The sequence below is a fragment of the Saprospiraceae bacterium genome, assembly GCA_016715965.1.
In the GTDB taxonomy this organism is placed as follows: domain Bacteria; phylum Bacteroidota; class Bacteroidia; order Chitinophagales; family Saprospiraceae; genus Vicinibacter.
This window is the reverse complement of the sequence record JADJXG010000001.1, coordinates 1,650,342-1,673,526: the sequence shown is the minus strand read 5'-3', so window position 1 is coordinate 1,673,526 and position 23,185 is coordinate 1,650,342. Positions and strand designations below refer to the sequence as shown.

Sequence of the window (23,185 nt, the reverse complement as noted above, 5' to 3'; positions counted from 1 at the left end):
ATATGGTACATAACTAACGCAAAGGAATCAAATAAAATGTCTCAACATGATAATTTCCTGAGTCGTAAGGTGGCGAAACTTACCTCTGGGCAAGTTCTTTTTGGTCAGACCGGCATAATAGACTCTATCGAGTTTTTCAACTTCGTATCCCAGGTGTTCAAAAATTCTTCTTACGATGCGATTTTTGCCTAGGTGAATTTCGACACCAACTTCATTCTTTTTATCACCGACGTATTCGATCCCATCCACTTTTACAGGACCATCCTCCAACTTCAGACCCTCTGATATTTTAATGAAATCGTTTTTGGACAAGGGTTTGTTTAATCCAACATGATAGATTTTTTTTATTTTGAAAGAAGGATGAGACAATCGCTGAGACAATTCTCCATCGTTGGTCAGAAGCAGTAATCCTGTCGTATTACGGTCTAACCTGCCAACAGGATATACCCTTTCTGATACCTTACCCGCAATCAGGCTAAGTACAGTGATTCGGTCTCTTTCGTCTTTTAATGTTGTAATGGTATTCTTTGGTTTGTTCATCAAAATATATACCTTTTTCTCTTCAGGTTGGATCGGCTTTCCAAGATAGCTTATTTTATCTTTAGGCTGGACTTCATATGCGGGATTGGTTTGGGGGATTCCATTCACAGAAACATGTCCATTTTTTACTAGGTCTGCAGCCATCCTTCTCGAACAAATTCCACAATGTGCGACGTATTTATTAAGTCTCATTGGGCTTTCAGGGCTGCTTTCCGGCTTTACTTTGGGTTTTTTAGAATGGGATCGCATCATCATCATTCATCTTGGAAGGTATAATTTTAATGTTTGGTGTGGACCCAAATCCAAATATATTTTGATCGTCCTCGTATGGTATAAATTTAGCAAACTGTTCTTTGAAGAGGACTTTGATGGTATCGGTGGCTCCGTTTCGGTGTTTCGCGATGATTAGCTCCGTCAATCCCCTGACTTCCTGGGAAACTGAGTCTCCACTGCCATCGTAATAATTTTCGCGATAGATAAACATAACCATGTCAGCATCCTGCTCTATTGCACCTGATTCTCTCAAATGACTCAGTTGAGGTCTTTTGTTTCCAGTTCCGGTTTCGACCTGACGGTTGAGCTGAGAAAGTGCAATGACCGGTATGTTGAGTTCTTTGGCAAGGCCCTTGAGGGCACGTGAAATGGTAGATATTTCCTGCTCTCTGCTGTACCTTTTGTCATTTCCACCAACCGTCATCAATTGCAGATAATCGATGATCACCATCGATATCCCATGGTTTTGATGCAATCTTCTGCATTTGGCTCTTAGCTCAAATACATTGAGCGAAGGAGTATCATCAATATACAAAGGGGCATCACTAAGTTTCTCGATGGCGAAATTGAGTTGAGTCCATTCGTATTCCTCCAGTTTGCCATTTCTCAATTTGCTGCCCTGAATTTCAGATTCCATGGAAATAAGTCGATTGACCAATTCAAGATTATTCATTTCCAGGGAAAATAAAGCAACTGGTTTGCGATAGTCCAGTGCTGCATTTCGGGCTAGTGCAAGGGTTAATGCTGTTTTACCCATACCCGGTCTTGCCGCTACGATGATCAGGTTTGATTTCTGCCAACCGGAGGTGAGTTGATCCAATTGCGGAAATCCGGAAGGTATACCGGTGACACCGTCAGCGGATTCAGAAAGTTCTTCAAGTCTTTTTTGCGCCATCCTGGCAAGCGCACCCACAGATTGATAACCTTTTCTTAGATTTTTGTCCGTGATTTCGTAAAGATTTTGCTCAGCCAAATCAAGCATGTCCAGCACATCCTTGGTATCTTCAAATGCATCCTTGATAATCAAAGTACATACCCTGATCAATTCCCTCTGGACATATTTCTGAGCAACAATCCTGGCATAAAATTCGGTATTTGCAGAGGAGCTTACCTTATTGGAAAGCTCTAGAATATAGGGAAGACCTCCGACATTTTCCAGCTCTTCCATTTTGCGAAGCTGTTCTGTCACAGTCAATAAATCCACAGGTTGCGAATGATTGAAGAGACTAATCATGGATTTATAAATCGTCTGATGGGCCGGACTGTAAAAGGATTCGGGACGAAGTATCTCAACAGCTATCGAGATGGCATCTTTGTCCAACATGACAGCACCTAAAATCGCCGCCTCCAAATCCAAAGCCTGAGGCTGAATACGCTCATAGGCAAGATTCGAAAAATCTGCCGGCTTCTTCCCTCCATAGGTTGCGCTTAAATTGAGATTTGGTTTGGTAGCTTGAGATTCCATGAATGCTTAAATATTCTGTCGCAAAGGTACATGATATCACATCATAAATAATTTATATATAAAATGAATATAATATTAATCTGTGAGAAAGTCTGTGGATAAAATGTGGAAAACTTTGGGTCAAATTTCTTGCTTATTTTGTACATATTATAATTTTTTATAATATATTTTATTGCGACACTTCCATTGGTTCAAAATCAATGTTTTATTATAAAAAATTGTAATATTTGGAGCTTGTAGTTTGGCGGAAATCAAATCCTATTCATTTCCACCATCAAATATAAAGCGCTTACATCCACACGGAGCTTGTGAATAAAAAAATTACATAATTATTTATTTAATGCGTATTACCTTGATTTACCAATATTATTTAACCTTACCTGGACATCTTCTACTTTCTTCCTTTGGGATTCAATGTCTGTTTGGGTTTTTACTTGATCCTTCTCATTGGTAATAATGTTCGACTCTGCTTTTCGAATTTTTTCTTTGGCATCTTCAATGTCTTTATGGTATCCAGTATGGTCCCTTTTCAATTTTTCCAGGTGTTTTTCCAATTTTCTGACCTGATCCTGCTCCGTTTCCAATTCTTCCCGAACCATCTCTCTTTGGACTTCATAGGCAAATTCCTGCATGAATTGCACAGCCTGACTGGCTGCCTGGGCATTGTGGCCGCTACCGATAAAATGGCTCTTCGTATCAAAAAATGCAGTGATGTATCCATCTTCAATGCTGGTATAAATGTCCATAGGGGAATTTGGCATGATGGATTGAATAATAGCACCTTCAATATACTCTTCAGAGGCTTTTTTATTTTTCTTCAGTTTTCCATAATCCTTGGTGTATTTTTTCCAGACTGCTCCAATAACTTTGGAGGAAGCATTTGGAATGGACGCCCGAAATCCATTTTGGACTCCTAAGCTCATAGATTTTGAAATCTCATCTACCTGACAGCTCAGCTTGGCACCCGACAACAACACTCCCAAAATAAGTGTCATAAACATTTTAAACATTTTATTTAAATTTAGATTAATCAATAAAATTCTAACACTTCTGCCTAGACAATGGTTTCGTGTATAATCTAATCATTTGATACAAACGGACTTAAAAGACATTTACTTCCATCTTGATAAACCTGTCTATTTTAGCAACTCCAAAATTTAAACCAGCATGAAAGATCTTCTTAAATTGTACCGGGTTGTTAAAGATTATGATCAACTCAGAGCCGTGGATCATGTCAGTTTTGAAGTGCCAGAATCGTGTATATTTGGTCTGTTGGGACCAAACGGCGCTGGCAAAACTTCTCTTATCAGAATTATTACAGGAATTACGAGAGCAGATTCAGGGGATGTTTTATTGCAAGGCCACCGGATCGACAAACTCCAAAACCCTTCTATTGGATACATGCCCGAAGAAAGAGGTTTGTATAAGAAAATGAAGGTGGGAGAACAGTTGATCTATTTATGCCGATTAAAAGGGCGATCTTTCGATGAGGCCAAAAAATCAGTAACCAGTTGGATGGAGCGATTTGAAATCATGAGTTGGTGGAATAAGAAAGTAGATGAACTCTCCAAAGGTATGTCCCAGAAAATTCAGTTTATTGCTACTGTTGTACACGATCCAAGTTTGATCATACTGGATGAACCATTCTCAGGTTTGGATCCCATCAATTCAAATTTGATAAAAGACGTAATCATTGAATTGAAAAATCAGGGTGCAGCTATTTTGTTTTCAACGCACCGCATGGAACAAGTTGAAGAACTTTGCGAACAAATCGTTTTAATCAATAAAGGCAAAGCTGTATTGCAAGGGCCAGTAAAAGAAATAAGGCATCAATTCAAAGAGCATTTGTTTGAAATTGTTACCAAAGATGTGACCAATATTCATTTAGACGGATATGCAGAATTGGTTTCACAGGAAAACGATGTGCTTGTGGTCAGGGTAGGCGATGGTCGTAGTTCCAACGAAATCTTGCAACACCTAATTCTTCAAAATAAACCCATCTATTCCTTTAAAGAAATTTATCCCACATTTAACGATATTTTTATACGCACTGTAAACGAATCCAACCATGAATAAATTAGGACTTATTATTCACAAAGAATATACCACCAGGGTTAAAAACAAGAAATTCATACTAACAACCCTGTTGACTCCTTTGGGATTTTTGCTCTTTTTCATTGTCATTGTTTTTATTTTCAGTCATGAAAGCGACAAAATTTACAAAGTAGCCATTGTTGATCAGAGCGGAACTCAAATCAAAATGCCCGAAAGCAACAAAAGATTTGTGTTTACAAAATCTGATCTGCCTTTGGACAGTCTAAAAGCTCAATGCCGAAATGCTGAACTGGATGCAGTCTGGTTGTTGCCACAATTCAACGGAGTCGATGTCAAACATTATAGTACCTACTATTACACCGATCAAACACTTGACATTGAGATGGAATCAAAATTAAATAAATATCTCACCCAAAGCATCCGTCAACACAAGATAGCCCAACTCAATCTCAACCAGGAAGAACTCGACAAATTAAACACCGACATATTGATTGATCCTGAACCTGTCAGAGACGATGTAAAAGACAAGTCAAGTTATACTTCCAAGATTGCCACCGTCCTTGGGGGAATCATGGGGTATATTATATTTTTTATTATATTCCTATACGGTGCAGCAGTGATGAGAGCGGTTACCGAAGAAAAAGTAAACAGGATCGTTGAAGTCATTATTTCATCGGCAAGCAGCACCGAGCTTATGCTCGGAAAAATCATTGGAGTCGGATTAGTGGGACTTACACAGATAGTGATCTGGCTTGTACTCATCCCACTCATTTACATTGGCGTATTGTATTTCGCTGGATTTGATCAGACCCAAATACAAAACATGAGTACGAATATGGATTCCAACGCAATGGAAAAAATGGAAGACATGCAACTCATCATTAGTGAATTGTCCAACCTCAATTGGGTCAAAATATTTTTCATTTTTCTATTGTATTTCGTTGGCGGATATGTCATTTATGCCGCATTATTCGCAGCCATTGGGGCTGCAGTCGGCGATGATATCAATGATTCACAATCATTGACAATGTTTGTCAGTATTCCAATCATTTTGGCCATTTACATTATGTTCCAATGCATCCGCGAACCTGACAGCAGCCTTTCGATGTTCAGCAGCATGTTTCCATTGTTTTCTCCCATTGTTATGCCAGCACTGCTTGCTTTTGATCCGCCGTGGTGGCAAATTGGAGTTTCATTGCTTTTGCTCACTTTTTTTAGCTATTTTGTGGTGTGGATTGCTGCCAGAATTTTTAGAACAGGTATTTTAATGTATGGTAAAAAAGCGAGTTTAAAAGAACTTTCGAAATGGATATTTTCAAAACAGTAAATTTGAATGAAAATAAGTGGTTTTACTTTCATGCGGAATACCGCGAGGTTTTATTATCCATTTATTGAATCCATTCAATCCATTCTTCCGATTGTAGATGAATTTGTGATTGCATTGGGTAATTGTGATGCTGGGGATCAAACGGAAACTCTGCTTTCAGGTATTCCATCTGATAAAATTAAAGTTTTTCACACAGTTTGGGACGCAGAAAAATTTCCGGATGGAACTGAATATGCACATCAAACAGATCTTGCAAAAAACTTATGCTCAGGAGACTGGCTGTTTTATCTCCAATCGGATGAGCTATTGCATGAAAAATATTTGCAAACTGTTCAAAATGCCCTTTATAAATACCTCGATCATTCTGAAATAGATGGATTTCTCTTTCGATACAAGCATTTCTTTGGAGACTACGATCATTATATTGATTACCATGGATGGTATCAGCACGAAGTGAGGATAATCAGAAACAAGCCAGACATCAGATCCTGGGGCGACGCCCAATCCTTTCGAAAAATTAAGCCAGAAAATTTTGTCCATTACCGTCAAAAAGAACACACTGAGAAACTGAATGTGGTATTGCTTCCGGCAGAAATATACCATTATGGTTGGGTAAGACCTCCCCAGCTCATGCAAAGCAAATCCAAGGCCATGGACAAAATGTACCACAACCCTGATAGAATTGACCAAATATATCAACAACGCCCGGATGTTTTTGACTATGGAAATCTGAGCAATCTCCCAGTTTTTAAGGACTCCCACCCAAAGGTAATGGACCATTTTATTTCAAAATTTTCATGGAAAGAACAATTGCACTATGAACGCGACTACAGACCCATCAGAGAAAAAATGAAGCATGAAAAATGGAAGTACAAAATCTTGACTTGGATTGAAAAAAACCTATTTGAAGGCAAACATTTGTTTACCTATAAAAATTATAAAATTGTATCAAAAGAATAAATCTTTTGGATCTATGGCTCAATTATGACCCACGAAGATTATCGAGAAATATTGCCCTCACTCCCGTCTGACCCGGGCGTATATCGGTTTATGGATCGATTCCAGAACATCATTTATGTTGGCAAAGCTAAAAATCTGAAAAACCGAATTAGCTCCTATTTTGGCGATGGAAGAAACCTTGCGGCAAAAACAAGAACCATGGTCAAGGTTGCGGCTAAATTAGAATATACCCTGGTAGATACCGAACATGATGCTTTGTTACTCGAAGCTATGTTGATTAAGCAAAATCAACCTCGGTACAATGTGATGCTGAAAGATGGTAAAACTTATGTCTATGTTTGCATTAAGAATGAGCCTTTTTCCAGGGTTTTCTTTACCAGAAAAATAGTAAAAGACGGATCGGTTTATTTTGGACCTTATACTTCCAAATTCAGAACTGAAACTATTTTAGACCTGATTAAAAAACTCTTTCCTCTAAGGACCTGTACCCTCAACTTAAGCAAGGAACATATAAACAAGGGAAAGTACAAAGTCTGCCTCGAGTATCACATAAAAAATTGTCTTGGCCCTTGCACCGGTTTGGAAAAACAAGAACAATACAACGAACGTCTGATCCAAATAAAGAACATCCTAAGGGGACATTTTAAACCAGTCAGGGAATTCATACACAAAGAAATGAACCGGCACGCTGCCATTTTGGATTTTGAAAAAGCCCAGGAATGGAAGGACAAACTATCTGCGATGGAGGATTACCAAAGTCGATCCACAGTGGTGAGTACTTCGGTCAGCAATGTGGATGTCTTTACGATTGCGGTTGGTGAGGACCTTGCCTTTATAAACTTTATCAAAGTAATCGATGGAGCGATCAATCAGACGATTACCATTGAGGCTGAAAAAAACTTAGACGACGATCCTTCCATTATTCTTTCGTTGGCCATTGATAAAATCAGAAGCCAATGTGATCAACTTGCACCTGAAATACTTGTGCCCATGCCTGTTTCTGTATCTGATAGCAACGCACAAATTCAAATTCCGCAAAGGGGTGATAAGAAAAAACTTCTGGAACTATCTGAAAAAAATGCACAATATGCTTTGCTTCAATATAAAAAAGAACTAATCAACAAGATCAAAAAGCAATCTCCCGCCGAGCGAATTCTGACCACCCTTAAATTAGATTTGCAAATGTCCAATCTTCCCTTGCACATTGAGTGTTTTGACAATTCAAATATTCAGGGCACCAATCCTGTCTCAGCTTGTGTAGTTTTTAAAAATGCAAAGCCTTCCAAAAAAGATTATAGACATTTCCATGTGAAGACTGTAATAGGGCCAGATGATTTTTCTACCATGGAAGAAATTGTGCATCGACGATACAAACGTCTATTGGAAGAAAATCAGGAATTGCCACAATTAATTATCATCGATGGTGGGAAAGGTCAACTGTCTTCTGCAATGAAATCCATCGACAAATTAGATCTGAGAAATAAAATTACGGTCATCGGAATTGCAAAAAAATTGGAAGAAATTTACTTCCCGGATGATCCGGTTCCACTGCATATCAATAAAAAATCAGAAAGTCTTAGACTTATTCAACAATTGCGAAACGAAGCACATCGCTTTGGAATTTCATTTCACCGCAAAACACGAAGTAAAAAAATGATTCATTCCCAGATGGACCACATAAAGGGCATTGGTCCTAAAACTTCCAAAAAATTATTGTCCCATTTTGGTTCTTTGTCCAATATCCAAAAAGCGGGTTATGATGAGTGGCAGTCGGTGGCCGGTAAGCAGGTAGCAAAACTGCTGAGTAATTTTTTCGATTCAAGTCGTTAATTGGGCACTCAGCGATTTTATCAAATATTAATTTGTTGAAAATCATTAATTTAAATATATTTAAGTGAATATTTTAATTGGTGGACTAAACAATTGGGCTTGTTTTGGACTTAAGTCTGATGTGTTGCGCTTAATATCCACCGCTCTTATTCTTCTGATGTGTTATGACATTGGATATCGCTGCATTCTTCCCCTTAGCGGCAGATCAGTATTTGAAAGCACCGAGACCAATCAGGAAGAATCCTCTCCCACGCACAAATGCTTTACAGAACTGGAAACAACTGATATTCCAATCCATTTTCTATCAGGTTCCTTCCTATATTTTTCCCTTAAATTGATAAAAGGCCATTTCTTCATTTTGGACCTTTATTCTTCCAAATACACCCTGCTTAGAGAAATTCCTCCGGAAGCCAGCGCTTTTTAATTTTCGATTTATTTTAATCTATTCTTATTTTAAAAGACCAGGTCTTTTAAATTTATTTCATTTCATTCAAACCATCAATAGAAAGATATGCTTAAGAAAAATCTGAATTATTTCACGGACATTCAAGCCGGAGTTGTCGTCTTCCTGATAGCCCTGCCACTGTGTTTGGGCATTGCCCTGGCCAGTGGCGCACCTCTGTTTGCAGGAATCATTTCCGGAGTGGTCGGTGGTATTGTGGTTGGCTTTGTCAGCAATAGTCAACTCAGTGTATCTGGACCCGCTGCCGGCTTAACTGCGATTGTTCTTGTAGCAATCACCAGCCTGGGAGACTACAAAGTATTCTTGACGGCTGTTATTCTGGCAGGTATCATCCAAATGATACTGGGTGCCATAAAAGCAGGAACGGTCTCTAACTATTTTCCCACCAATGTGATTGAAGGTATGCTGACAGCCATTGGAATCATTATCATCCTCAAGCAAATACCTCATGCCATCGGATATGACAAAGACAATGAAGGAGACTTCTTTTTTATTGAAAAAGCAACAGGCCACAATACATTTACCGGTATCATTGATGCAATTAATTTTTCACACCCTGGCGCTATCATTGTTTCTGTGTCATCATTGGCGATTTTGATTGCATTTATTAAAATTGATTTTCTAAAAAAGTTAAAAGCTGTACCTGCTGCATTGGTGGTGGTCATTCTCGGAATTTTAATTAATGAACTATTTAAAAGTATTAATCCTGACCTTGTCATTACACAAGATCATTTGGTAAGTCTTCCCATACCTGATTCATTTAATGGGTTTATTGACCAATTCACCTTACCGGCTTTTGATGCAGTTTTAATACCGGAAGTATGGGTCACTGCCATTACCCTAGCGATTGTAGCATCCATAGAATCTCTCCTCTGCATTGAAGCTTGCGATCGAATGGATCCGCTCAAGAGATACACCAATACCAATCGGGAATTGTTTGCCCAAGGCACTGGAAATATTTTCAGTGGCTTGATTGGAGGTATTCCGTTGACTTCAGTCATCGTTCGCTCCTCAGCCAATGTAAATTCAGGAGGCAGGACCAAGGTGGCCACCATAACGCATGGTATCCTTTTATTGATTTCAGTGATCGCTATTCCCACGATTTTAAATAAAATACCTCTTGCTTCTTTAGCAGCGATTTTAATTATGATAGGCTATAAGTTGGCCAGCCCATCCATATTTACCAAAATGTACAAATCCGGACAATATCAATTTTTTCCATTTATAGTCACCGTAATAGCCGTAGTCCTTACTGACCTGCTTAAAGGTGTGGCCATTGGTTTGGTGGTCGCTATTTTCTATATATTAAGAGCCAATTTAAAGCTGGCATATTTTTTCAAAAAAGAAGAATATCAAGCCGGCGATGTGATCACTATGAAGCTTGCACAAGAAGTTTCTTTTTTAAACAAAGCTGCTATTAAACAAACTCTTAATCATATGCCGGAAGGCAGCCATCTCATTATTGATGCTACTGACACCTTTTACATTGACCATGATGTTTTACAATTGATTCGGGAATTTCTCGAAATAGGTTCCCTGGAAAAAGAAATAAAGGTCGAGTTAAAAGGATTTAAGGAGGAATATCAATTGGAAAACCTAAACTCTTTTGTAACCACTAAATAAATAAACGATTAACCATGAAGGCACATACATTCGAAACACAATCCAGCATTACACCAATCAAGGCATTGGAATATTTAAAAGAAGGAAATTTGAGATTTGTAAAAAATCTTATGGCTGAAAGAGATCTTTTAAGGCAAGCCAATGAAACCAGAGAAGGACAATGGCCATTTGCGGTCATATTAAGCTGTATTGATAGCAGAACATCTGCCGAACTTATTTTTGATCAAGGACTGGGCGACATTTTTTCCATTAGAATTGCAGGCAATGTCGTGAATACAGATATTATAGGAAGTTTAGAATTTGCTTGTAAAGTGGCAGGATCAAAATTAATTGTCGTTCTGGGGCACACCAATTGCGGAGCCATCAAAGGAGCTTGTGACCATGTGGAGCTAGGGAACCTGACAGAATTGTTGTCAAAAATACAACCTGCCATTTACGAGGAAAATGATACCATTGAAATCAATAAAAGAAATTCTAAAAACGCCGTGTTCGTAGAAAATGTAGCAGATATTAACATTTCAAGGTCGGTTAAATCCATTATTTCCAGAAGTCCCATACTTGAAAATTTGATCGCCGAAGAAAAAATCGCAATCATTGGTGCCAAATATGATCTGGATTCCGGTCTTGTTAAATTTTTTGATGACAGTTTTGTAGGTACAAGATCTGAAATAAATAAAATTCTTGAACTCAGTTCATAAATGAAAATTGAATAAGACCTATATTTTATTTAATAAGAATTATATAGGTCTTATTTATTTACAGTTTTCAATTTATATCTTTACAAATCTAATGCTCCGGCTGGAACCATCGTTGTTGAAATACTTAATTTGATACACTCCAGCAGGGTATGTACCGACTAGAATGGAGACAGGATTGGATTTCTGCTCCAGTCGGAAAATCTGCATCAATTTACCATTTTGATCAAAAATTCTGCATTCCTTTATTGATACTTCGTCTGATCCAATCCATAGACTTAAGACATCTTGAACAGGAACTGGAGAAACTAATATGTTTTCTTGCAAGTTTACATCCTTGTTGGAGGTGCTTCCTTCAACAATCACTATATTATCCACTGCGATCAAATCACTTTTTTCAATATCTAAATTACCATCGCCATCCTTTTTTGAATGAAGACAGAGCATCTGTATTTCAATCAAGGAGCTGCTATCAGGCAGATTACTTCTTATCTTATCCAATTTTGAAAGTTGATTGGGAGATAACATAAACAATTCACTGTGCATCGTTTGTCCTCGGTTGTTTCTGTAAATAACCCGGCAGATGGATCCAAATTCATTACTAGGACCATAGGTGGACAATTGCAATTCCCCTAACTTTTGATACAAATCAAATTCTAGAATGGGTTGTACCAAACCCTGGGTATTCGTGCAAAGAAAGATAGATGTCACAAATGGTACATTGCTGTCTAAAAATGAGCTTGCATCTGTATTGGATCTAATTCTCAATGCACCTGATTCTGTAAAAATCCCATTTCCAAATACCACAAACGCTTCCGAATTAAGTTCGTTTAGCGTTTGAATCTGATAATTGGAAAAAGAATCTGAATAGACTTGAATTTTCTCAATATTAAAACTAGCGTTTGTAAAAGTCTCTACTTCTTCTTTATAGGTAAAATCCGTATAGACTATTTGAAAGTTGGATTGATTGTTGTCAAGGGTCGTATCAGGCGACCATATCAAATTTGCTTCCACTTTTTTAATTCCAAGGAAGGCTCTTGGAATAATAAATGCAGGTGGCCGCATGGTAGCCCCGGGAAAAACAGATCGCTCATTGACAAAAGGATAATGGGCTAAGCTGTCTTCCATTTTTAAACTTAAAACAAATGAGCTGCCCTTTGGCACCGTTGTACATCCATTGTAGATTGCGACAAGTGAAGCGCGATAACCCTCAGTTCCACCCGGACAACTATTGCCTGTAACTGTCAATCTTTGGATCTGAAAATCGTGCTCGGTCAAATTTATATTCCTATTGAGGAAAAAAACATATTGGTTGTTGGAAGTATCACTATCCCAATAATCTTGCAATTGAACCGTAAATCTCACGCTTCCCTGACGGGTAATAATGGGAAGTTTGTTAAAATTAAAAGAAAAAAATTCACCTGGCAATATATCTCTGTCTATCATAATTTCTTCTTCAACAGGATTCAAATTATCCATCTGATATCTCGCAATAAATTTAGTGCCTTTTGCCAGTGTTTGGTTGCAACTATGGTTGATAACGATGGATGGCAATTGGACAAGGCCATCACGGCATACTGTGAAAAGTGTTCTCTCGGTAACCAATTGCACATCGCCCTCCAGAGGATTGGTGCCGATACCAACAGCTTTCCATGCTTCCGCTACATTCAGATACTGCTCGGAACAAAGACCCCACCAAGAAGCCAACATTTGCAGGCAAGAAAAACGCGCATCCGCATAATTGGAAGTTGGAGTCAAATAATCTCTCAACAAATGATAGGCAATCAATGTAGCTGTATCTATTCCCATTTTTCGCACCTTAAAACTTCTGTTACCTTCATTGATTCCCTCTCCACCTTCACTCAACAAAAAATACCAATGATTTAGTATCCCGCTATTGGAATGTACACCACCATTGTCAGAACTTCCTCCCACCCAAAATCTTCCCCGATAATACTTTGGGTTATTAAATCTGTTTGGATCTTCCATACTCCTGATGGCTTGATTGGGATTGGCATAAATTTTATTTCCTAACAACCAGTTAAAATTTGCACCATCGTATTCATGCTCTACGGCTTTGCCAAAAATATCACTGAAGGATTCATTCAATGCCCCAGATTCATACAAATATTCCAACCCTGCAGTAAATTGGGTGACTCCATGAGCGTACTCGTGGGCAACAATATCAACACTCGTAAAAGGTTTCACACTTGTTCCATTTCCAAGTCCAAAGTTCAAAGTCTTCAAATTGGAATCCCAAAATGCATTATTGTATATCCCGGTGTCCAATAATATCGCCTGTGTAATAATGTTTTTATCGTCAATTCCTTTTCTTGAAAACCGATTCAGAAAATAATCAAAAGTTGATTGCAGTCCCCAGAACAAATCATATGCCCCATTGATGTGATCTCGATGGCCTTCCACCCAAACATTGTCATCATCCTGGAAATAATTTCCCCTAACGCTTCGCACCACAATTCCATCACCCCGGCTAAAGTCCTTTGTAATAAAAACTTCACCGTCCTTTTCTGTTTCCACATCCTGCACTCCATGAAAAAGTGTATGCATCTTTCCTTTTTCTCCTCCGCAGTTCATCATTAAATCCATGTTTAATAAAAGTTCCCCATTTTCAGCATCTACAAAAATCTTACGTAGATCATGAGGGACTTCTTCATGAATATGCACTTTCCAAGACAATCGATATTCACCTCCCTCATTCGGATAATTTCTGTTGATGATGACCAATTCCGGAGCCTGAGTCTGATCTTTTCTAAGATTGATATTTTTTCGGTTTGGAATGCCTGCATACTTTTGTGCCATTTGGAAAGCCTCATCGGCTGTCTTCAGAGCAGTAGGAAGAATGACTTTATCTATTAAAACTTTACCGCTAATTTCAAAAATAATTTTATTTTTTATGTGAACTATCATTTGTTTGCCAAGCACTGAATATCCCTTTTCCTTTTGCTGAAATCTATGGTGTTCTATTTCATAAGGATCTACATACGAATTTATAAATTCCCATTCAGCATCAATACCCATTGCCTCATTGATGGTCAGGGCCATTTCTTGTTTTGTGTGACCGGTGGGCTTTTGTGTCCTTATGGTCAAATGTTCTGAAAACAAGGAGTGACTTCTGATTACTTGATAATTCGACTGAGATGTAAGCTCTGTCAGCGCAGATAGGATTAGCATTAAAAAAGGAACAGTACGATGCATTGGATTGAATATTTAAGGTCAAAGTTACTAATAATTTGGAGCAAAAGGAACTTTGCTAACAATATCATTACTAAACTTACCTGCAGTCTCTTGCTTCAAAAACAACATGGCCAGGTCCACCCAATGCAGGCCATTTGGTAATTCTGCAATGAATGCTTACGACTTCAGGAAATGAGGCAAGTACCTGTTGATTAATTTTAAGTACAAGATTTTCAATCAGTTCTTCCCTCTGATGCATAATGGATGCGATCAATGGATAAACCTCCGTATAATCCGTGGTTTCTGCCAATTGGATGGGGTAAGTTAAGTAAGATGGCATCTCCAATTTAATGTCCAATACAAATTCTTGTGGGACAGTCTCTTCTAATTTAAATAAGCCATGACAAACCTTAAACTTGAGCTGATTTAATTCGATGGTGCGCATGACATGTTTAATTTTAACCCAATAATAGTGAAATTGATAAAAATGTGGGTGAAAAGTGTTTTAAAATTCAAATTATAAAATATCTTAATATGTTATAACTTTGCCTATTCAAATTGAATTCAAATGGCACAACAAAATAGCTATACGGAAGAGAACATCAAATCACTGGATTGGAAAGAGCACATTAGGCTCAGACCCGGAATGTATATTGGCAAACTGGGTGATGGCAGTCACATAGACGATGGAATTTATATTTTGCTCAAAGAAGTAATCGACAATTGCATTGATGAATACGTCATGGGCTATGGTAGAGAAATCGATATTGAAATTCATGATGGTGTAGTCAGAGTTAGAGATTATGGTAGAGGAATTCCATTGGGAAAAGTGGTGGAATGTGTTTCTCAAATTAATACGGGTGGTAAATACGATTCAAAAGCATTTAAGAAATCTGTGGGATTGAATGGTGTAGGAACCAAAGCAGTAAATGCTCTTTCCGAAAATTTTATGGTACAGTCAATCCGAGAATTCAAAACAAAAACTGCAGAATTCAACCGCGGAAATATTGTAAAAGAATACAATATTAAAAACATAGATGATGTCAACGGTACACTAATAGAATTTAAACCAGACCCAAAGATTTTTCAAAAATACCGGTTTATCCATGAATTTGTAGAAAGCAGAATTTGGAACTATGCCTATCTGAATGCAGGTCTGAAAATTAATTTCAATGGAAAGACCTACCTCTCTAAAAATGGCCTCAAAGATATGCTTGAGCGCAGGACTGAAAGTGAAACTCTGCACTATCCAATTATACATCTTAAAGGAGACGACATAGAAGCTGTAATCACCCATGGCAATCAATATGGTGAACAATACTACAGTTTTGTCAATGGTCAATATACCTCTATGGGAGGTACCCATTTAAATTTCTTCAGAGAGGCCATCGTAAAAACGATCAGGGATTTTTACAAAAAGGATTTTGATGTCAAAGACATACACACAGGAATTATAGGCGCAATTTCAGTCAGAATTGAAGAACCTGTATTTGAATCACAAACCAAAACTAAATTAGGCTCTACCACTGTATCTCCTGAAGGTGCATCTCTGCGCTCCTTTATTATGGATTTTGTGTGCAAAGAACTTGACAATTATCTCCATAAGTATCCTGAGATTTCAAAAGAAATGTTGTCCCGGATATTGCAGTCAGAAAGAGAGAGAAAAGAAATAGCGGGCATTAAAAAACTTGCCAATCAACGGGCAAAAAAAGCGAATTTGCACAATAAAAAATTAAGAGACTGTCGAAATCACTTAACAGATAATAAGCTGAAACAAGAATTGAGAGAAAATACCACACTTTTCATCACCGAAGGAGACTCAGCCAGCGGATCCATCACCAAATCAAGAAATGTTGAGACTCAAGCTGTATTCAGTCTTCGTGGTAAGCCACTCAATTGTTATGGGATGACCAAAAAGATTGTGTATGAAAACGAAGAGCTCAATTTATTGCAACATGCTCTGGATATTGAAGACGGTATTGAGAATCTCAGGTACAACAGGGTGGTGATTGCTACAGATGCTGATGTCGATGGCATGCACATCAGACTTTTGTTGCTCACATTCTTTTTACAGTTTTTTCCGGAACTCGTCAGAAAGGGTCATTTGTTTATATTGGAAACGCCACTCTTCAGAGTCAGGGATAAAAGACAAACCATCTATTGTTATACCGAGCAGGAAAAGTTATCTGCAGTGAAGGCATTAAAAGGAAAAGCAGAAATTACAAGATTTAAAGGTTTGGGCGAAATTTCACCCGAAGAATTTGGGAATTTTATTGGCCCAGATATCAAACTAGAGCCTGTAATACTAAATGAAGACTCTCACATTGAAACCATACTTTCTTACTATATGGGGAAAAATACTCCAGACAGACAAGACTTCATTATCAATAGTCTGAGGGTGGATTTGGATGTGGTAAAACCTGAAGAGCTTGAATTATCCGATGTCTAATCCCATCTATCCGTGATGGATGGTGTAAATGAAAACCACTGCATTGAATTTATTCAACAATTCTCTGATGATTAAAATCAGCAGAAATTTTGTCTGCGATCTCTCGCATTTCAAGTTCACCAATATCCGCTCTAGGATTGCTGAAATTCAAATCACTGATTTGCTGTAAGGGTACAAGATGGACATGTGCATGAGGTACTTCGAGTCCGACTACCGCGACTCCTATTTTAATACAAGGGATTACATTTTTTATCGAAATTGAAAGTGTCCTTGAAAATTCCATTAGTTCATGGTATTCTTCCTTTGACAGGTCAAATAAGTAATCTACTTCATGTTTGGGGACCACCAATACATGTCCTCTTACCAATGGCTTTACATCCAGGAAGGCAAAGCAATGTTCATTCTCTGCAATTTTAAAGGAAGGAATTTCAGCTTTTATAATCCTTGTAAAAATAGATGCCATGGCTAAGAGGTAATTTCAAGAATTTCAAAAGTCAACATACCGGCAGGAGTTTGAATATTTGCTTTGTCGCCCACTTTTTTTCCCAACAATCCCTGTCCGATGGGTGAGGTGGAGGAAATTTTCATAGCCTTCAAATCAGCTTCAACTTCTGACACAATTTTGTAAACCACTTCCTTTTTTGTCTTATGATTCAGCACTCTTACATTGGTCATGAGGACCACCTTTGAAGTATCTATGGAGGATTCGTCGATAATCCGGACGTTCATTAATTTTTTCTCGATTTCATTAATTTTCATTTCAAGCATACCTTGCGCATCTTTTGCTGCATGGTATTCGGCATTCTCCGAAAGATCTCCCTTCTCCCGGGCTTCCGCAATGGCTTTGGCCACTTCTTGTCTTCCGGATGTTTTTAGCTGATCCAATTCAGATTTCATCTTATCATAACCATCCTGGGTCATATAGTTGATATTGGACATCTTTTTATCGTTTTAAATTAAAAAACAAAGAACGTTTTCCACCGAAAAGCAGAAAACGTCCTTAAAAATTTTTGTTCAAACAGTTAAACCTAAATCATAGGTACAAGGTTCAAATGCGAGCTTTTTCCTAAAAACTAAGGCCCAATCCAATGGCGTGAGAGCCCTGAAAAGGATTGGAATGCCTGTATCCATAATCTATGCTCAAAATATTGTTCCCTTTTTTATCCAAGGGCACATTGAGACTTGCTCCAGCTGCCAGGCCGGTAAAAGCATTGTCTCCGGCTCCGGCAGAATCTCCAATATCATAACTATAGGAAGCCCGCAACCCAAATACTTCGCGAAATGACAATTCAGCACCGGCACCAATCACATCCCGGCCAAAAGAGTTGGAAGTGAAATTTGCAACTGGTCCAATAATAAGATCATTTCCTAAATAAAAATCGTATGCCAGCCCCAAATGCAATAAGGACGGCAATTCGAATTTCGACAATCGCACATCATAAGTTAGTCTGGTCCCTTCGGGGCTTGTTAGTTGAGTAGAAAGACCATCACCACTAAACTTCATCGGGCTTCCGACATTCCTGATGGCAATTCCCATTTTAAAATTGTTTCTTGGTCCGGTGACATATTGTACCCCTCCGTCAATGCCAAATCCAAAAGCACTTAGGTCAGAAATGGTTTCTGCCACTCCGCGAACCAAAATACCCACCGACACTTTCTCACCAAAATTGTGTGAATATCCCAATCCAATATTGAAGAAATTGGGTTTAAACGTCGCACCTGTACCTTCAGGTGCTGCGGTGGTGGTCACTCTGATTTCACCAAGATCCAAGGACATCAACTCAAAGCCAAAAGCACCATTCTCGCCTACTTTATTGACATATCCAAATGAATTAACGGCAACACCACTTGGAACCAACCATCTGGTGTGACCAGCCCTTGCTTCTGATTTTTTTATCCTTCCAATACCGGCCACATTGACCCTCAATGCTTCAACTCCTCTGCAATAGGCAGAATTGTGACTGTTCATCGCCATGCCTTTCGCCCATGGATTGATCAATAACTCATAGGCTCCTGCTTCTCCCTGACGATCCGGGTTTCCGGCAAAAACCGAGTCTGACATTGCAATCAGTAAAAATGAGAAGAAAAATGGTATAATTTTTTTCATTTGATTCTATTTATTCAAGTTTATTAAATGCCAAAGAGCCTTTCGGCCCTTTGGCTATTTTACATTTCTTTACAATCCGGATGGGTCAAATTTTCGAGCCACCCCAAACCATTTGACAATTTTCTCTGCTCCGGTATCCGTCTCTTTGATATAAATCAGGTAGGCACCACTTGAAACTGGAATTCCCCTGAAATTGGTCAAATCCCATTCGATATCCGGTCCTATTTGTCTTTCTGTTGCTCCTCTGAATTCACTCACGATTCGAATGGGTTTTTCATCTCTGTTGTACTCTTTTATAAATTTACCATCGATGGAGTAAATCGTCACCTTGCATTTGGGAGGCAGGTTGCTGATCTTGACTGTATTGCTAAATTGTCCGGATTCATAACTGGAAAAACCATAATATGGATTCGGCACTACATTCACATTGTCAAGTGCATTTTCAAAATCTTCTTTGGAGGCTACAAGACCAGCTTCTTTCCCGTCTATTTTGAAGGTATACATATTGTGACCATTGTTTTCGTTGGTACCTACTGAATAAATAAAAGGCTTGTCCACCCGTAAACTAACTTTGTATTCATTTGGAATCAAGCCAGTTTCTCCGGAACCCAGGTTGTCCAATTTGGTGCCTGGAGCCATTAAAGGCATGGTCGTCCAAGTGATAAAGTCACGGATCCCACGGGTAATTAAGGCAGTACCGGTCCGTTTTCCGGGATTGGTATTATTTGCCAAAAATGTCCTTAAGGTTCTGCAGGAATCATAGGTGGATTTGGTCACGTAGATATAATGGTGGCCCCCAAATAAAAGAGACAAAACACTCAGACCAGGGGTAAATCCACAAGAAGGTTCCAGAAAAACTTGATCTGTCGGATTCCACATAAGGTCATTGCCTATATTGCTCAGATTCAGGGTATCGTTGCCAATGATATTTTCATTCAATATGCATGGAGTCACCAAAGGGTTGATATCTGAATAATAAGTATTTTCTCCAAAGAAAATGTTTAGCCTTCTTCCAGTTTCAACATCCACAGCATATCCCGGAAACCAACCCATACCGGTCAAAGGTCTTCCACTGGCATCTAATTCACCGTCAGGATCAGCGTAACCATCTCCATCACGGTCGTATTTACCCACTGATGCTTTGGTTTTGAGTGAGAAATTGTCATTTCCGGTATTTGGTTCGGGACCACTTGCACCGAAATCAAGATTGTTCTCGTTCCAGGATTCTACTACTACACATCTGGACCATTTGGATTTGTCTGAAGTAAACACGATGTCTACATTATTCAATGAGTCCAATCGCATTTGTCCGGAAGGAGTTCTGTTTGCAGGATTGGTAATGACCGGAGTCAAAGGCATGGTATCAACGCAAAGTTTGTATGGATACCAGAAACCCCGGTACTCATCTTTACCGAGCTTACTGTATTGTTCTAAAGGATCTAATTCGTGTTGCGGAGAGCCAAGTGCTGTTTTAATAAAATCGACACCCACAATTGGAAAATCAGCCTGAGCTATAAACCACTTCACCCCGTTCGGATTTTTGTAGGCGGCCTCTAAACCTCCAGCTACAATACCATTTGTACCTCGGGTATCCCTATCTGAATATTCAGTTTGAACCATGGCCACAGATATCCCAAGACTGCTAATAATTTGTTCATTGAATCGGTTGATTGGCCCTGTGGATTGAATAACTTTGGATGGATCGGCCAAATTCTTTAATGTCCAATTGATGGGTGGGTCTAGTCGGTTGTTGTTTGGATCCGCATCGACAAACCTGATTTCATATTCACCATCTTTAACTTTGAGAGGGTTGACAATTTTGACTTCAATTGGAGCAGATCCTCCAATATAATCAATCTTCCCGTCGAATCCACCGGTGATAATTCGATCATAAACATTTTCTTGCAGTCTTACGAAATTTCCTCCAATGCCTGCACCATCCACACGGGTAACTGGAATACCCTCACCATAAGCAGAATTTACTTTCTCATAAATCTGTGGTCTGGGCGTTACCACATAAGGTTTTCCATCTCCGGTGGCACCAACATTTAATCGACCCAGACAATATTGCATTCTCTGCCCAAAATTATTTTGCACATCATAATCCTGATAGTTGTTGTATGCGTATGCAACTATGATGTAATAATACTTTTTGTGGTTGATCAGAGAATTGTCCAGACCGGTGGCAAATAAATCTTCCTTTGCACTAAAACTATGTCTTACACCCTGATCCAAACCTGATACCTTCTCCACAGGGTAATAAACCACGGGATGGGTGGTACTGGGATTTGGGTTTTTAATACCAATCCAATCGTACAAGATTTTTACTTTATTCTTGAGATCAAAATTCACCAATTCTCTCACCAAAGATGGATCTGCAATGGTCCTGTCGGACAATGACACATCTGGCCCGGATACTTGATAAATCCGATAACCTTCAAACCGATAAAGTGAATCATATCCCGGAGGAATTCCAAGTCCTTTTTCAGAATATCCAAGATTGAAATTGTTAGAACCAGGATCATTGCTCAATAGAAATACGATTTCTTTGTCCAGTTCTACAAAATCTACATCCGGTGCGGTGGGTCCGTCCTTAATATCAAAGCAATTGTCAAACAGATCCTGACACAATTGATCGGCTTTTAGAAGTTCATCGAGTCCTGGACATGGGTAAGTCTGATCGGGCACCCATGGGATTCCGATGATCAACTCATTGACTGCACCGGGATCCAAACGCAATGGACCAGAGACCTGTAAAGTTCTTCTGTCTCCTTCACCAGCATTGCCTGTACACATACTCCAGCCCTGACCATCGTTCGGAGCTCCGGGGAATGCATATCTGGTGATAGTACCGCCCCCACCCGGGATATAACCGATACCTCCATTGACCAATGGAGATCCATCTCTCCATCTACCGGTCAGGTATTGATAAAACTCTAAGGCACTGGTGGGGTCTTCGGTGGCAGCGGGATTGGAACCTCCCAAACCACGCCCGTTGTAATACATAAAATAGCTCATTCCTATTTCATCACCAAACTCATCCAGTGGACCTCTGAAGTAGTCCACCCCAAGAATGGGTATATTGTTGCAATAGGTATTTACGTTTTGCTCACAATTACAACCATTGCTGCCATCGGTGGCATCGATGTTGTAAATGTACATCAGGTCTCTATAAACTGCATAAAGCTGTGAGGTGTCACTTCTTTTGGGTCTCATTTTGACAAAAGTGGTATCACATCCAATGTAGTCATCACTGAAGCATCCCAGATCCGGATCAATCCACATGGCAAAATAACAGTCCCTAATCTCCTGAGGAGCGCGATTGATCAATTTATATCTTTGGAAAGTCATGTCGTTCAATTCATCTGCAGTTCTGAAACCAAAAGCCTGCACCTGAACTTCCATTCTGATGGGATCTCCATTGGAATTGGTGTGGATGCCACCTGCATCATTGTAAATCCAGAAAATCATTTCATCCGGATAGATGTCTTTGGGACAATCCCGAATATCGATGACCGGATATTCTCCCAGATGGGGTTCGTAAATTTTATTGTCGTTTTCTTCATAAAACAATGCCAATCCTTGTCTGGCATCCGGTAAGGCAAAATTGTATCTTCTTTCAAAAAACGGATTTCCTTTTGCCGGCCAATAAAGCACGTCTTCCGGGATTTCAGCCTCTGTCAATTCTGTTCTGCCTTCTCTTTTTGCCTGATTCCATCTAGAAATCAACAGTGTGATATCCGCGCCATATACCCTAAAGAATTGATCCCATTTTATACATTCTGCGGCATTTGTTTCCCCCAACTCGGTCAATGGGCCGGGCCAGCAATCATTGCGTGTCGGAGATCTGTAGGTTTGGGCCATCAGCTTCAAAGCTCCGGCCGGATCATATCCACCGACCCATACAGCCCCCGCAAAAATAGAAGACACTTCCGGTCTACCAGATCCCGGAACCACTTTGGGCACAACATATCGGCCCCTCTGCAAGTCCCACCATACATCACCTCCGTTTAGCAATCGGGCCCTTACGTTATTGATATCCTGATCGATTTGTTTGGTCGCTGGCGAGCAATTCGACCGCGAACTTAGTTGCTTCGATTTGGCAGGGCTCTTGGTCTGTGCAGGTTGACGTGCCTGAAGATTAACCCAACATAAAGCCAAAGAGACCAGTAAAATTATTTTATTCATGATTGATAATTTCAT

General features: G+C 39.2%; 17 protein-coding genes. 8 read left to right on the top strand and 9 right to left on the bottom strand.

What is annotated here, in order from left to right:
• Nucleotides 1-27 precede the first annotated feature (27 nt).
• The 3 genes from IPM48_06295 to IPM48_06285 all read right to left on the bottom strand — a co-directional run bounded on the left by IPM48_06295 (nucleotide 28) and on the right by IPM48_06285 (nucleotide 3,273).
• The gene (locus IPM48_06295; protein MBK9271188.1) at nucleotides 28-798 is read right to left on the bottom strand and encodes an rRNA pseudouridine synthase; all 771 of its coding nucleotides are present in this window, start codon (nucleotides 796-798) and stop codon (nucleotides 28-30) included.
• Nucleotides 773-2,278 (bottom strand): replicative DNA helicase, encoded by a 1,506-nt coding sequence (gene dnaB / locus IPM48_06290; protein MBK9271187.1) that lies wholly within the window; start codon nucleotides 2,276-2,278, stop codon nucleotides 773-775. Before dnaB ends, IPM48_06295 begins: the two co-directional genes overlap by 26 nt.
• Nucleotides 2,279-2,625: 347 nt before the next feature.
• Nucleotides 2,626-3,273 carry a hypothetical protein gene (locus tag IPM48_06285; GenBank protein ID MBK9271186.1) on the bottom strand — a complete coding sequence of 216 codons (648 nt, stop codon included), beginning with the start codon at nucleotides 3,271-3,273 and terminating at the stop codon, nucleotides 2,626-2,628.
• A 172-nt stretch (nucleotides 3,274-3,445) separates the two neighbouring features.
• Between IPM48_06285 and IPM48_06280 the strand changes: the two genes are divergently transcribed.
• The 7 genes from IPM48_06280 to IPM48_06250 all read left to right on the top strand — a co-directional run bounded on the left by IPM48_06280 (nucleotide 3,446) and on the right by IPM48_06250 (nucleotide 11,234).
• The gene (locus IPM48_06280) at nucleotides 3,446-4,354 is read left to right on the top strand and encodes an ATP-binding cassette domain-containing protein (GenBank protein ID MBK9271185.1); all 909 of its coding nucleotides are present in this window, start codon (nucleotides 3,446-3,448) and stop codon (nucleotides 4,352-4,354) included.
• On the top strand, nucleotides 4,347-5,660 hold the full coding sequence (locus IPM48_06275; GenBank protein ID MBK9271184.1) for an ABC transporter permease: 1,314 nt from the start codon (nucleotides 4,347-4,349) through the stop codon (nucleotides 5,658-5,660). Before IPM48_06280 ends, IPM48_06275 begins: the two co-directional genes overlap by 8 nt.
• Nucleotides 5,661-5,666: 6 nt before the next feature.
• The gene (locus tag IPM48_06270; protein MBK9271183.1) at nucleotides 5,667-6,620 is read left to right on the top strand and encodes a hypothetical protein; all 954 of its coding nucleotides are present in this window, start codon (nucleotides 5,667-5,669) and stop codon (nucleotides 6,618-6,620) included.
• Between the two features lie 24 nt (nucleotides 6,621-6,644).
• A complete protein-coding gene (locus IPM48_06265; GenBank protein ID MBK9271182.1) occupies nucleotides 6,645-8,450 on the top strand; it encodes an excinuclease ABC subunit C in 1,806 nt (601 codons plus the stop codon).
• 64 nt (nucleotides 8,451-8,514) lie between these two features.
• Complete coding sequence (locus IPM48_06260) at nucleotides 8,515-8,874, top strand: hypothetical protein (GenBank protein ID MBK9271181.1); 360 nt, start codon at nucleotides 8,515-8,517, stop codon at nucleotides 8,872-8,874.
• An 87-nt stretch (nucleotides 8,875-8,961) separates the two neighbouring features.
• Nucleotides 8,962-10,536: a SulP family inorganic anion transporter gene (locus tag IPM48_06255; protein MBK9271180.1), complete on the top strand. Its 1,575-nt coding sequence runs from the start codon at nucleotides 8,962-8,964 to the stop codon at nucleotides 10,534-10,536.
• A gap of 14 nt (nucleotides 10,537-10,550) precedes the next feature.
• Nucleotides 10,551-11,234: a carbonic anhydrase gene (locus IPM48_06250; GenBank protein ID MBK9271179.1), complete on the top strand. Its 684-nt coding sequence runs from the start codon at nucleotides 10,551-10,553 to the stop codon at nucleotides 11,232-11,234.
• Nucleotides 11,235-11,306: 72 nt separating this feature from the next.
• Here IPM48_06250 and IPM48_06245 read toward each other — a convergent pair whose 3' ends face one another.
• Both IPM48_06245 and IPM48_06240 read right to left on the bottom strand, forming a co-directional pair.
• Nucleotides 11,307-14,447: a M4 family metallopeptidase gene (locus IPM48_06245; GenBank protein ID MBK9271178.1), complete on the bottom strand. Its 3,141-nt coding sequence runs from the start codon at nucleotides 14,445-14,447 to the stop codon at nucleotides 11,307-11,309.
• A gap of 76 nt (nucleotides 14,448-14,523) precedes the next feature.
• Nucleotides 14,524-14,871, bottom strand: coding sequence for a dihydroneopterin aldolase (locus IPM48_06240; protein ID MBK9271177.1), 348 nt, complete (start codon nucleotides 14,869-14,871; stop codon nucleotides 14,524-14,526).
• Between the two features lie 123 nt (nucleotides 14,872-14,994).
• On the opposite strand from IPM48_06240, the gene IPM48_06235 reads away from it, so the two are divergent.
• Nucleotides 14,995-16,875, top strand: coding sequence for a type IIA DNA topoisomerase subunit B (locus tag IPM48_06235; GenBank protein ID MBK9271176.1), 1,881 nt, complete (start codon nucleotides 14,995-14,997; stop codon nucleotides 16,873-16,875).
• A 49-nt stretch (nucleotides 16,876-16,924) separates the two neighbouring features.
• Here IPM48_06235 and IPM48_06230 read toward each other — a convergent pair whose 3' ends face one another.
• From IPM48_06230 to IPM48_06215, 4 genes are all read right to left on the bottom strand, one after another.
• The gene (locus IPM48_06230; GenBank protein MBK9271175.1) at nucleotides 16,925-17,338 is read right to left on the bottom strand and encodes an HIT family protein; all 414 of its coding nucleotides are present in this window, start codon (nucleotides 17,336-17,338) and stop codon (nucleotides 16,925-16,927) included.
• Nucleotides 17,339-17,340: 2 nt separating this feature from the next.
• On the bottom strand, nucleotides 17,341-17,814 hold the full coding sequence (gene greA / locus IPM48_06225; protein MBK9271174.1) for a transcription elongation factor GreA: 474 nt from the start codon (nucleotides 17,812-17,814) through the stop codon (nucleotides 17,341-17,343).
• Between the two features lie 127 nt (nucleotides 17,815-17,941).
• On the bottom strand, nucleotides 17,942-18,982 hold the full coding sequence (locus IPM48_06220; GenBank protein ID MBK9271173.1) for a PorV/PorQ family protein: 1,041 nt from the start codon (nucleotides 18,980-18,982) through the stop codon (nucleotides 17,942-17,944).
• A gap of 69 nt (nucleotides 18,983-19,051) precedes the next feature.
• Nucleotides 19,052-23,170: a hypothetical protein gene (locus IPM48_06215; GenBank protein MBK9271172.1), complete on the bottom strand. Its 4,119-nt coding sequence runs from the start codon at nucleotides 23,168-23,170 to the stop codon at nucleotides 19,052-19,054.
• Nucleotides 23,171-23,185 lie beyond the last annotated feature (15 nt).